Below are 12715 nucleotides of genomic sequence, written 5' to 3'. Positions count from 1 at the left end.
CGTTAGGCAGAATTTTCAATAAAATGCTTTATTTCGTGTGATTTAGCGCTCAGAATCACCATTCGCTCCTCTTTTTCGTAGAGATCAGCCATATGAGGCGGTAAATCAGGCGTTAGTGCGATGGCTTCCTTAACCGCATCGGGGAACTTAGCCGGGTGTGCCGTTGCCAGAGTCACCATGGGAATGCCCGGTTTCTGTACTTTTACGGCTGATTTGGTGCCCACCGCACTATGCGGATCGAGAATTTCGCCAGTTTTCTCATAAATCTCTTGAATTTCAGCCAAGGTTTGCGCGTCATCCACGCGGGCGGCCTTAAAATTAGCCTGTAAGCGCTGATGCGCCGCTTGCGGTAACGTAAAGCTGCCCGTTTCCTTTAAATCAGCCATCATTTGGCGAAGCGCCTCCGCATCGGCATCCACATATTCGAACAATAAACGTTCAAAATTGCTGGAAATTTGAATATCCATACTTGGGCTCAGGCTTGGAGTGGCTCCATCGACCTTATATTCGCCGGTCTCAAAGCAGCGTGTGAGAATATCATTGCGGTTTGAGGCAATCATCAGCGTATCCACCGGCAGCCCCATACGCTTGGCGAGATAGCCCGCATAAATATCACCAAAATTCCCGGTCGGAACAGAGAAACTCACCGCTTGCTCAGGCCCGCCTAATTTTAGCGAGGCGTAAAAGTAATATACGATCTGCGCCATAATTCGCGCCCAATTGATCGAATTCACCGCCGTTAAGCGCTGCTTTTGACGAAATTCTGCATCGGTAAACAACTCTTTGACGATCCGCTGGCAATCATCGAAACTGCCTTCCACTGCGATATTATGCACATTGCTATCCAATACCGTCGTCATCTGGCGGCGCTGCACATCTGACACGCGGCCTTTAGGGTGCAGGATATAAATATCCATATTCTTACGCCCCCGACAACCGGCAATCGCCGCCGATCCCGTATCGCCCGAAGTGGCACCCAAAATCGTCGCATGCTCACCTTTTTCCGCGAGTAATTCGTCAAATAAATGCCCCAAAAGCTGTAGCGCAAAATCTTTAAACGCCAGGGTCGGGCCATGGAACAGCTCCAACAGATAATGCCCCTCCGCCAGCTTTGTCAAAGGCGCCGTCTCTTCGTGGCGGAACGTGCTGTAAGCCGCTTGGGTCAGACGCTTAATATCAATATCATCGCAGAAGGGCGCGAGAATCTCTGCGGCTAGGCTTGGATAATCCAAGCCTTTCCAACTCGCAATTTTCTCTTTCGAGAAATGCGGCAACGTTTTCGGCACATAAAGCCCGCCATCCGGCGCAAGCCCCGCAAGTACGACTTCTTTAAATGAAAGTTCAGGCGATTGCCCACGCGTCGATTGATAAATGATAGGCATGGGGGAGCTACTGGCGCAGTTCAGTCACGAGACGGCGACCTTCGATGATACCCTCTTTACCCCGGGCGATTGCCACCACCCCCGTGCGCGAGGTTTCGACCAAGCCTAAGGGACGCATTAGATCAAGAAATGCATCAATCTTGGCCGAAGCGCCGGTCATTTCAAATACAAAAGATTCCGTCGTAGAATCCACCACACTCGCGCGGAAAATATCGGCCAAACGCAGCGCTTCAACGCGGTTTTGCCCCTCACCGGTGATTTTCATCAAGGCGAGTTCACGCTCTACATGCGGCCCTTCGATCGAAAGATCATGCACGGCCAACACCGGCACCATACGATCAAGCAATGACTTAATCTGTGTAATTTTCTTTTCCGAACCTGTCACGACCACGGTAATACGCGAGATATTACGCGCCTCATCCACCTCAGCCACGGTGAGTGAATCAATATTATAACCACGGCCCGAGAACAATCCGACCACGCGCGCAAGCACCCCAAACTCATTTTCAACGAGTACGGCAATAATTCGGCGTTCCGGTAAGGCTTTATCGGTAACTATACTATAAACAATATCAGACATAATGGCAGGTATAACGGCTACGCAGCTTCGCTCAAGAGGTAAGTAAGCCTTGCACGCTAGGTTTTTGCACCTTAACAACGAGGGCATGGCTTACGATAGTTTACGCGACTTTCTCAAAACCCTCGAAAAACAGGGTGAATTAGTGCGCGTGACCGAGCCTGTTTCCACCCATTTAGAGATGACCGAAATCGGCACTCGCCTTATCGCAGAAGGCGGTCCGGCGGTATTATTCGAGAATGTCATTCACGAACCTCACTTTAGCGAGGAAAGTAGTCCGAGCGAGCCATCAGTCCGCGAAACGGCACGCCATGTGAGCGACAGTAGTCGCAATAGCGGGCGCAATCATCAAGTCCTCATCAACCTGTTCGGCACCGTCAAACGCGTCGCTATGGGCATGAACCAAACGCCCGAAACGATGCGTAAATTCGGCGAAGAACTGGCTTATCTACGCCAGCCTACCCCGCCCGATAGTTTGCGTGGCGCAGTTGATCTTTTCCCCATCGCTAAAAAAGCGCTAAACATGAAACCGAAGGTGGTCAAAAAAGCTGCCTGCCAACAAGTGGTGCTTAAAGGCGATGATATTGACTTAAGCCAACTGCCCATCCAAGGTTGTTGGCCCAACGAACCTGCCCCCCTTATCACCTGGCCGCTGATCGTCACGCAAGGTCCGTCTAAAAAGGGGGAAGATGCCTTTAATCTCGGCATTTACCGCATGCAGGTGACCGGTAAAGATACCACCCTTATGCGCTGGCTGAAACATCGTGGCGGCGCGCAACATCACAAACGCTGGAAAGATCAAAAGCGCGAACCTCTGCCCGCAGCAGCCGTCATTGGCGCGGATCCCGGCACCACACTCGCCGCTGTCTGCCCCGTACCGGATAACCTATCGGAATATCAATTTGCCGGCTTACTTCGCGGCAAACCCGTTGAGCTGGTCGATTGCAAAACCATCCCGCTAAAAGTCCCGGCCAATGCCGAAATCGTCATTGAAGGCCATGTCAGCCTCGAGGACTATGGCGATGAAGGCCCTTATGGCGACCATACCGGCTATTATAACAGCGTCGAATCCTTCCCCGTCTTCACCGTCTCCGCCATTACCATGCGCAAAGATGCGATCTATCACAGCACCTATACTGGCAAACCGCCGGATGAACCTGCCATCCTTGGCGAGGCACTGAACGAGCTTTTCATTCCGCTGATCCAACAACAATTCCCTGAGATTGTCGATTTCTGGTTACCGCCGGAAGGCTGCAGCTACCGCGTCGCCGTCGTTAGCATCAAGAAAGCTTATGCCGGCCATGGCCGCCGCATCATGATGGCCGTATGGAGCTACTTGCGCCAATTTATCTATACGAAATTCGTCATCGTAGTGGACGCCGATATCAATTGCCGCGATTGGAAAGAAGTGATCTGGGCGATGTCTACCCGCATGGACCCGGTCCGCGATACGATGCTCGTTGAAAACACCCCGATCGACTACCTAGATTTTGCCTCCCCCGTCTCCGGCCTCGGCGGGAAAATGGGCCTGGACGCCACCAACAAGTGGGAAGGCGAAACCACCCGCGAATGGGGCGAAGAAATCTTCATGGACGAAGACGTGATCCAAAAAGTGGATAAAAACTGGAAGATATACGGCCTACCCGGCGAAGGCAAAAAGATCTGGAAGTAAGCGCATCCGTCATTACCCGCTTTATGCAGGTAATCCGTTTACCGCCTTCTATTTCTCATGGATTACCCGAACAAGTCGGGCAATAACGATCACCTGTTAAGCCGCTGGCACAGGCTGCGGCGGGGTGACCGTTCTAAATTCGATTCGTTTCTCAAACTTTGTGCCTTTGAACACTCTATCGACATAGATGCTTGGTGTGTGGATCTCATCTGCGCCTAACATACCGACTTCGACAATCTCCTCGACTTCAACCACGGTGACCATTGCGGCTTGCGCCATCAAAGGATTAAAGTTACGTGCAGTTTTGCGGAATACTAGGTTACCCGCCGTATCCGCTTTCCATGCTTTGACGATCGCTAAATCGGCCTTCAACGCACGCTCCATCACATAAGTATCGCCGTCAAATTTTCGAGTTTCCTTACCTTCAGCCACGATCGTACCCACACCCGTTTTGGTATAAAAAGCAGGAATCCCTGCGCCGCCTGCACGAATACGTTCAGCCAAGGTGCCTTGCGGATTAAATTCCAACTCTAATTCACCGCTCAAATATTGACGCTCAAATTCTTTATTCTCGCCTACATAGGAGGAGATCATCTTGCGAATCTGTTTTTTACGTAGCAAAAACCCAAGACCAAAATCATCGACCCCACAATTATTACTAATGATGGTAAGATTTTTCACCCCACTGGCTTCAATCGCCAGAATCGAGTTTTCCGCGATGCCGCACAGGCCAAATCCGCCTGACATCATCGTAATTCCGTCTCTTAGTAAACCAGCGAGTGCGTCTTGCGCATTTTCGTAAATATGAACCATGTCGTCATTATTACTATTACCGGCGAAAAATAAATGACTAAATGAAAAGGACGCAGCGAAGATATCACTCAACTCCTCTCATGACTATTTTTGTCAATAAACGAGAAAGAAAATGACTAATTCAATCATCACGCTATAAAACCCTTCATGGATAATAGCGGCTATACTCCCTTCTTTGGCAAACAAACTCTGAAAGATTTACGCAGCAGCGATAAATCGGCCAAGCAGGCTGTCGTGGATAAACTCGCTCAAGCCTACCAAAATAACTTCTTCAACCGTCAAGAACAGCAGTTGGCCGATGAAATATTCCGCGCACTGGTCAAAGATTCTGACGAGAACATTCGCCAACAACTTTCCGATATCCTAAAAAATAACTTACTGCTTCCGCATGATATTGTGATGGCCCTCGCGACCGATATTTCAGATGCAGTCGCCACGCCCATACTAGAAAACTCCTACCTCCTGTCAGAAGATGACCTCACCGCGCTCATTAATGATACGGTAAGTTCCCCGCGACTGGAGGCGATTGCCCGACGTGAAGCACTCTCAGCAAAAGTTTCTTCCGCCTTGCTCTATAAAAAGTTACCTCAGGTAATGGCGATGTTGTTTCAAAATAATGGCGTACAATTAGACGAAGAAGTCGTCATTAAAACGCTCGAAGCCGTACCTCCTTCCGAAGACCTAATGGCACTGGTGGCACAACGCCGCGAAATTGGCAGCATTAGCCAGCAGAAATTGAAAGTGTTGGCGGTCAAAGCGGGCTTCACACGCTTCTCCCAATCCCTGACGGAAGAAGAATTAGAACCTGAAGACTTGGTCGAAGCCGCGCGCCTTTATTCGCTGCTCGGTATGACGATAGAGCAAGTCAAAGGCGAGGGCATGGCGCAGCTGGTCCATCAACTCGGCCAAGAGGGACGCTTAAGCATCTCCCTGCTACTACGATCCCTGTGTATTGGCGAGTTAGCCTTAGTCGAACATGCACTCGCACAAATGGCGGGAGTACCGGTTAGCAATGCCCGTATCCTCTTGCGCGATAAAGGCGGACGCGGAATTGCCGCACTCTATAAAGCCAGTAAGATGCCGATTATTTACACGAATATTTTTGTCGAACTCATCCGCTTATTGCTGACGGATACGACACTTAAATCCCTGCATCCTCGCCTACTACAAAACCACCTACTCATCGCCATTGCAGAAGATGAAAGTGCCGAAGCAATCGAATTCACCACCGCCATCATCAAACGCGCCACTCAAGATTTAGAAAATGCAGAAGAACAATTCGGCACCAACAAGCCTCTAGCCGGCGGCGAGCTACCTAGTTATTAAATCCCACCACCGTCGCCGTGGCGTGGTTTATTAAGCGGTGATACGAAATTCTCTTCTACATAATGCATAAGCTTCTCGGTCGATTCTTCAACGGATAGATCCGCCGTTTTAAGCGCGATATCGAAATGCTCGGGCGGCTCGAATGGGTCATCGATGCCGGTGAAGTTTTTGATCTCACCTGCGCGCGCTTTAGCGTAGAGGCCTTTGACATCACGACCTTCGCAAGTCTCAATATCCGCTTCGATATAAACCGTATGGAAATGCTCGGGCGCGGCATTACGTGCGCGGCGGCGATCTTCAATATAAGGTGAAATAAAGGCGGTAATCACGATAAAGCCAGCTTTAGCAAACAATGCAGCTACCTCGCCCACACGGCGAATATTTTCCGAGCGATCATCCGCACTAAAGCCCAAATCACGGTTGAGGCCGTGGCGGATATTATCGCCATCTAACACCATCACCTGATAGCCTTTAGCGAATAGCTCTTCTTGCAGCGTTTGCGCGAGGGTGGATTTACCTGAACCCGATAGGCCCGTAAACCATAGAATACCTGGCAGGTGGCCGTTCATCATACTACGCTGATCGAGCGTGACTTGATGCTCCACCTTGGTGATATTTTGCGATTTTCGTTCGGTTTGCGCCACGCGTTGGTCATTGATTCCGTCCAGCGTGATGATACCCCCGCCGACCACATCATAACCTTCCACAATCACAAAACGCCCCGCACGCGCGTTATTCGTATGGTCATCCAACGCCGCCATTCCGCGTAGACGGAAGGTCACTTCCCCTACCCCGTGGCGAGGTATTTCTTCAGCGGCACCAAACGATAAATCATCCGTGCTTAATACGCGGTCAATAGTGCGCAATTCTGCATCAAATTCTGCGGTGCCGAGTTTAATTTTATAGCGTTTGCCTTTTTGCAGCGGGTTATCGCCCAGCCAGACAATATTCGCCGAAAAGAAATTGGACAGCAGTGGCGCATCATTCACATGGCTGATAATCTCACCACGCTCCAAAAAGAGCGGGTGCTGCAAAGTGACACCGACCGACTGCCCGGCCTGTGCCGTGGTAGGTTTATTTTCTACATCGTCCGGCCATTGCTCGAGCGAAGTAATGGTGCTGGTTTTATTCGATGGCGAGAAGAGCACTTCATCGCCCACTTTCAAACTGCCTGATTCAATACGTCCTGCAAGAATACGGCGCTCATCGAATTTATAAACATCCTGAATCGGGAAGCGTAACGGCAAGCCCGTTAGCGGTTTGGTGGGCGTAAAGTTATCCAATGCGTGCAAGATGGTCGTCTTCTCATCCCATGCCATGGCGCTGCTCGTGTCAGCGATATTATCGCCTTCGCGTGCGGAGATCGGAATAAATACGGTCGGCTCAACCCCCACCGATCTTAGATAGGCGGTATATTCAGTTTTAATCTCCTCAAAGCGGGCTTGAGAATAATCGACTAGATCCATTTTATTAACGGCCACCGCAATTTGGCGAATCCCCAAAAGATGCAATAAATAACCATGGCGTTTCGATTGTTCCTGCACGCCTTCTTTGGCATCAATCAACAAAATCGCTGCATCCGCCGAAGCCGCACCGGAGATCATGTTTTTCAGAAACTCTTTATGCCCCGGCGCATCGATGATCACATAGTCACGCGCCTGCGTTTTAAACCAGATTTGCGTCGTATCAATCGTGATACCCTGATCACGCTCAGCTTGCAGAGCATCCAGCAGAAACGACCATTCAAACGGCATACCGCGCTTCTCACTGCTCGCAAGAATTGCCTCATATTTGCCCTCTTCAAGACTGCCCGTTTCATAAAACAAACGCCCAATCAGCGAGCTCTTACCGTGATCGACATGCCCCACGATAACAATCTTCATTTGCTCGCGCTGTGTGGCGAGCTCGGGAGTTTCAACTAAAGCAGCTTGGGTCATATTAAACACTAATCTTATGTATAATTATTTAATTAACGTAGTTTTGCCGTATTTAACCGCGCCAATCAAGTACAATCTTACCGCTCTGACCACTACGCATGATATCAAATGCCTCTTGGAAGTCATTATAGTGGAAACGATGCGTCAGCACGGGCGCGATATCCAGCCCGGTTTGCAACATTGCTTGCATCTTATACCAGGTCTCAAACATCTCACGACCGTAGATGCCTTTAATTTCCAGCCCTTTAAAGGCCACCTCATCCCACGCGATTGAAGTATCTGGCGGTAGGATACCCAGCAGCGCAATCTTAGCACCGTTACGCACGGTGCGGATCATATCGGCAAAGGCAGAAGGATTACCGGACATTTCCAAGCCAACATCAAAGCCTTCCGTCATGCCTTCCTCTGCCATCACTTCATCGAGGGTTTTCTTCGTCACATTCACGGCCTGCGTTGCGCCCATCTTACGCGCGAGATCAAGGCGGTACTCATTCACATCGGTAATAATCACTTTGCGTGCGCCTGAATGTTTCGCAATCGCCACCGCCATGCAGCCAATCGGCCCTGCGCCGGTAATCAACACATCCTCGCCCAGCAGGTCGAAGCTTGCGGCCGTATGCACCGCATTTCCGTAAGGATCAAAAATCGCATAATGTTCGGCAGGAATTTCTGGCAGTGTTTTCCATAAATTCTCCTGCGGCACGGTCACAAATTCCGCCATTGCACCATCGCGGTGCACCCCGATCCCCACCGTATTACGGCACAGATGGCGCTTGCCCGCATAGCACATCCGGCAACGTCCGCAGACAATGTGCCCTTCAGCGCTAACGATTTGACCCATCTCAAAGCCCTTAACCTGACTGCCCATTTCGACAATCTCGCCGACAAATTCATGGCCGATCGTCATGGGCACAGGAATGGTCTTTTGCGCCCATTCATCCCAATTATAAATATGAATATCTGTACCGCAAATCCCCGTATAATGGGTGCGGATTAAAACTTCATGCGCAGCAGGAGTGGGTTTCTCCACCTCTTGCAACCAAATCCCCTCGCAGGAATCTTTCTTAACCAATGCCTTCATTTTCATGCACGGATATATAGCATATAGATTCCGATAAGCACCAAGAATGATGAGACAAAATAGACTGCCATCATAATCGGTTTGAGCTTCTCCGCCGGAATGGGCAGCAAATCAGGCCGATAGCGAGTAATATAATAGCCGCTCACCAGATCGCACAGCCCTAACATGATAAGCACCAGCGCCGTGATATATCCCATTTCGGAATGAATAAATGCGGTAATCTCAACTTCCATTAACGGCCTTACATTTCTCTTTCTTCAACAAAAATCGGGATGTGATATTAGGTAATATTTTCCGCGTTCTGCTGTTTAATATGCTTATTCATCACCAGATGTAAACCCAGTAACCCCGGCGTACAGACAAGCAACAAGAGAGGAGTCGGAACCTCCAAAAAGAAGAGGCCCGCCGCCAGTATTTTCACTAAAACAGCGCCCACATCCACCCAAGCTTCCGAGAATATCCAGTACCACAAAGTGTGTTTCGTCTCATGCGCATCATTATAAAGCGACGTAATAAAACCGGAGACTTGATTAATCAAAGCAAAGGCAAAGAGCGTCTCCAACACGGCGGCAATGGTTAAAGATAAAGGCGTGAATCCCATCGCAATCAGAACCAAAAACATCATCCCATTGCCCAGCACAAAGACGCGCCACACATGCCCTTTATCGATCAAACTCCCCAAAAATAACTGAATAAATGCCTGAGCAATCATGCCCACCGTAAAAACAGCACCGAAATTCGAAATATCGCCCAGTGCAACGATCAACATTAACGGCCAGATGATATTCTTTCCATCTACAACAAACGCGTACCAAAAGTGACTCTTTCCTCCAAAGGTAAGAAACTCCTCCCGCCATGCGCGAGGCTCATGATGCATTTTGATAGGCTGGCATAAGAGCAAAGGCATCACCGCAAAAATCATCACCGGAATCACGAGATAAAAATAAGCCTCAAACCCCTGCACCTCAATAAACAGCCCGCTCATATAAGGTGCAAGCGCGACCAGCATGAGCTTAACCGCCTCACCTACCGCAAATTGCCGCCCCCTATTCTCTTTATCGCCGCTAAGCGTGTAGAAACAATGGAAACTCGTCCAATACATGGAACCGGAAAATCCAGCAAAAACGACATAAGCCGCGATCCACTCCACCCCATTCCCTGCACCAATAAGAAGCATCGGCGCCGTACACTTCACAAGAGAAGATAAAATAGCGGTGTTTTTCAGACCCAATTTCTTAATGGCAGGAATCATGAGGAAGCGAAAAGGAATACGGCAAAAATTTATTCCCGCCGTAATGATCAGAATCCAACCAACCGAGAGCCCAAGTTGATACATAAAGATCGGGCCAAAAGTCCATGCGACGATATCAATCAAACGCATCATGCTGGAATGAATATTCAGCAGATTAATGTTTTTACTCGATAAGAATCCCATATCACTACAGCCTTTTTAAAGAAGTTACCTTCCGCGACCACCACCGCCGGAGGTGCCAGCAAAGCGATTCCATTTATCTTTGGACGCCCGTTTACGACCACTAATACGATTACGAATCTGCTGCGCACGCTCTAGCGCATCTTCTTCTTTAAGCTGCACGACTGTCTTTTCGGGCTCGGGCGAAGCCACCACTTCAGGCGCTCCAATATCCACATTATCCGCCGCACGATTGGCAACGGTGAAGGTCTCAAACAACCATCTATTCTTCTTGCGAAGCGCTTCTTTTTTTTCTTTTGCGGTATGGGGTTTAGGCGGCTTTTTACTCAAGCTTGCCCGTCTTTCTTCGCCTTATCCACCACCTTACGACGCTTCAAATTTGCACGTAAAGCCGCGGCCAATTGCGGCTTTGGCTTATTATTTTTTGGCTGTGACTGTGATTTAGCGGGCTTTTCCATCGAGCGGCACTATACCCTAAATACGTGCATTTTACAAATGGACAAATAAATTAATTAAAAAAGGTGCCGTCTACAAGATCCAAACTTGCAGCCTCGCCACTACCAATGCTTCACACAACTTGCTGTTGATTCGTTGTAAGGCGCATGAATAGCAGGTTTGAAGTTCTTACTCATTTCATCAAAAATACAAAGGTACGGTATTAGTACGAACTTGACTGGAATTTGTCGGTTATAGGGCTGTAATTTGAGCAAGCCGCCTCTCCACAGAAAACAAATGTAAAAAGCTCCTATCAAGGCACTTGCTAGGATAAACGCATTGTTGTATTAACGCTTACTCATCAGTAGCCGCCTTAGCTCAGGGGTAGAGCGCGTCATTGGTAATGATATGTCCTCAGTGATTTTGGATAAGAGTGATGGGTAGATTATCATTTAATAACAAAATATTATAGGATTTTTCGGTTTTCATTGAAATCGACGTTTTTCAATTAAGAAGGCTATAAGAAGGCACATTGTGAATTTTTGTGGTTAGTTACATGATAGAAAATTCAAAAACATTTGAGGCAGTACTTGCGGGAAATTTTGCTTTGTTGTAAGAACGCCTCTTCATTATGTGCCGTTGTAACTCAGTGGTAGAGTACCTCATTGGTAAGCAGTAGTTCACACTGCACACTAAAGATGAGACGGCAAAAGTGTCAAACCAGCGAAAAGCCGCGATAGGCTTGAAGCTGGAAAAGTGAACGAAGTAGTTTTAGCTGTCATGAGGACAGCGGCAAATGGGATTCTAAAGCAGCGTGTTTGCGTTGTGTTTGCCGCTAGATTTCGTGAATGCATCAAGGCAAATGCCGCCTTAGCTCAGGGGTAGAGCGCGTCATTGGTAATGACGAGGCCACAAGTTCGAATCTTGTAGGCGGCACCATGCTTCTCAATATGTTAGGCGAGTATAGACCTCAGTCAAGAAATTCAAATTAGAGAACCGTAAAATACTTTCTGAAAGTTTGCGAAAAATGGACCGAATGTATACATTTCTCAAATGAAAGATTCTAGCCCAAGAGCGACTGGACCAGCAGGAGCACAGTTTGAAGTAAAAGTAGGAACGCACTATGCGTTGGCCATGCTTGTTGGAACTGAAGCATTTGGGATGCCGAATGTGGAAGTTAAAAGAATTGAGTTCCAGCGGCATCAACAAGGGTATCCACTTGATGACGTTATTGTAAAAGGAATAACGAAGTCTGGCGAGGAAAAGTGCCTAGAGATACAAGCGAAACGATCCATAGCCTTTACAGAGAATAATCAAAACTTTGCCACTATCGTTGCTAATATTGTTAAAAGCAGGACTATAGCTCCTTCACGATACTACGCAGCAGCCATAGAACGCACTACAGGAGCTATCGAAAACGGCGTTCAAGAATCCTTAGAACTTGCAAGACACACCACAACTGCCGAATCTTTTTTAGAGCTACTTACTACGGCGGGGCGCAGTAATAATCAGATGCGTATACAATCTCCACAAAAAGGTATGGAGATACATCTTAAAGAGCTCATATTAGCCTTCTTTTTAAAAACAAGTGAGGGCTTTGGTAGTGCTACTGCATATACGAAGGGACTGACAGATGATCAGCTATTGCCCTTTTTTCCAATTCTAACAGAGATAACTGTAATATCGAATGCATGCCCAACCATTGCGCGTTTATTTCTTGATACAATCGAACTGGTAAAAGCTGAGCTTTCCGAACCTTCTATTTTAGCGGCAGCTACAAGCTGGGAAACTTTAGGTGATCATCAATTTTGGAACGAACTAGGAATTGGTTTCCGCGTTTGCGTCCTTGCCAAAAAGTCACTTAACGATTCGAATCTAGATCAATGGCTTAATGTTGCAGATGCAATCGCCGCCACGGGTGTAGCGGCAGGTGAAGAGTTGAAATCTATTATACGAGAAAGAGATAAGAAGACCCAGAACTACTAAAACTTGCAGGCCTTAAGGTTAAGTTGATTAAGCAGCCAACGCTAATACCCTGAAAGCATTTCCATCGCTTCTTC

The 12715-nt window shown here is 48.2% G+C and carries 12 protein-coding genes and 1 tRNA gene; 4 read left to right on the top strand and 9 right to left on the bottom strand.

What is annotated here, in order from left to right:
• Positions 1-2: 2 nt before the first annotated feature.
• Entirely contained in the window at positions 3-1382 is a 1380-nt protein-coding gene (gene thrC, locus P8P30_04500; GenBank protein MDG1286807.1) for a threonine synthase, read from the bottom strand.
• 7 nt (positions 1383-1389) lie between these two features.
• Positions 1390-1962, bottom strand: coding sequence for an acetolactate synthase small subunit (gene ilvN, locus P8P30_04495; GenBank protein MDG1286806.1), 573 nt, complete (start codon positions 1960-1962; stop codon positions 1390-1392).
• An 85-nt stretch (positions 1963-2047) separates the two neighbouring features.
• On the opposite strand from ilvN, the gene P8P30_04490 reads away from it, so the two are divergent.
• On the top strand, positions 2048-3631 hold the full coding sequence (locus P8P30_04490) for a UbiD family decarboxylase (protein ID MDG1286805.1): 1584 nt from the start codon (positions 2048-2050) through the stop codon (positions 3629-3631).
• A 96-nt stretch (positions 3632-3727) separates the two neighbouring features.
• Here the strand turns inward: P8P30_04490 and P8P30_04485 are convergent, their stop codons facing one another.
• Positions 3728-4444, bottom strand: coding sequence for a CoA transferase subunit A (locus tag P8P30_04485; protein MDG1286804.1), 717 nt, complete (start codon positions 4442-4444; stop codon positions 3728-3730).
• Between the two features lie 147 nt (positions 4445-4591).
• On the opposite strand from P8P30_04485, the gene P8P30_04480 reads away from it, so the two are divergent.
• A complete protein-coding gene (locus tag P8P30_04480; protein ID MDG1286803.1) occupies positions 4592-5770 on the top strand; it encodes a DUF2336 domain-containing protein in 1179 nt (392 codons plus the stop codon).
• Here P8P30_04480 and cysC read toward each other — a convergent pair.
• From cysC to P8P30_04450, 6 genes are read right to left on the bottom strand one after another with little or no spacing between them, the layout of a single operon-like run.
• The gene (gene cysC, locus P8P30_04475) at positions 5767-7707 is read right to left on the bottom strand and encodes an adenylyl-sulfate kinase (protein MDG1286802.1); all 1941 of its coding nucleotides are present in this window, start codon (positions 7705-7707) and stop codon (positions 5767-5769) included. The two genes, P8P30_04480 and cysC, sit on opposite strands and share 4 nt — an antisense overlap.
• A gap of 52 nt (positions 7708-7759) precedes the next feature.
• Entirely contained in the window at positions 7760-8794 is a 1035-nt protein-coding gene (gene tdh, locus P8P30_04470) for an L-threonine 3-dehydrogenase (protein MDG1286801.1), read from the bottom strand.
• Positions 8791-9021, bottom strand: a complete 231-nt coding sequence (locus P8P30_04465) for a hypothetical protein (GenBank protein MDG1286800.1) — start codon at positions 9019-9021, stop codon at positions 8791-8793. Before P8P30_04465 ends, tdh begins: the two co-directional genes overlap by 4 nt.
• Before the next feature lie 47 nt (positions 9022-9068).
• Positions 9069-10223, bottom strand: coding sequence for a hypothetical protein (locus P8P30_04460; GenBank protein MDG1286799.1), 1155 nt, complete (start codon positions 10221-10223; stop codon positions 9069-9071).
• Between the two features lie 24 nt (positions 10224-10247).
• Complete coding sequence (locus P8P30_04455) at positions 10248-10550, bottom strand: hypothetical protein (protein MDG1286798.1); 303 nt, start codon at positions 10548-10550, stop codon at positions 10248-10250.
• Positions 10547-10678 (bottom strand): hypothetical protein, encoded by a 132-nt coding sequence (locus tag P8P30_04450; GenBank protein ID MDG1286797.1) that lies wholly within the window; start codon positions 10676-10678, stop codon positions 10547-10549. The genes P8P30_04455 and P8P30_04450 overlap by 4 nt, the downstream gene beginning before the upstream one ends.
• Positions 10679-11519: 841 nt before the next feature.
• On the opposite strand from P8P30_04450, the gene P8P30_04445 reads away from it, so the two are divergent.
• Both P8P30_04445 and P8P30_04440 read left to right on the top strand, forming a co-directional pair.
• A tRNA-Thr gene (locus P8P30_04445) sits at positions 11520-11594 on the top strand.
• A gap of 114 nt (positions 11595-11708) precedes the next feature.
• Positions 11709-12641: a hypothetical protein gene (locus tag P8P30_04440; GenBank protein MDG1286796.1), complete on the top strand. Its 933-nt coding sequence runs from the start codon at positions 11709-11711 to the stop codon at positions 12639-12641.
• Positions 12642-12715: the final 74 nt, after the last annotated feature.

Source organism: Rickettsiales bacterium (assembly GCA_029252805.1).
In the GTDB taxonomy this organism is placed as follows: domain Bacteria; phylum Pseudomonadota; class Alphaproteobacteria; order Rickettsiales; family JALZUV01; genus JALZUV01.
Note: the sequence above shows the minus strand (reverse complement) of the source record. Positions and strands in the feature narration are given on the sequence as shown.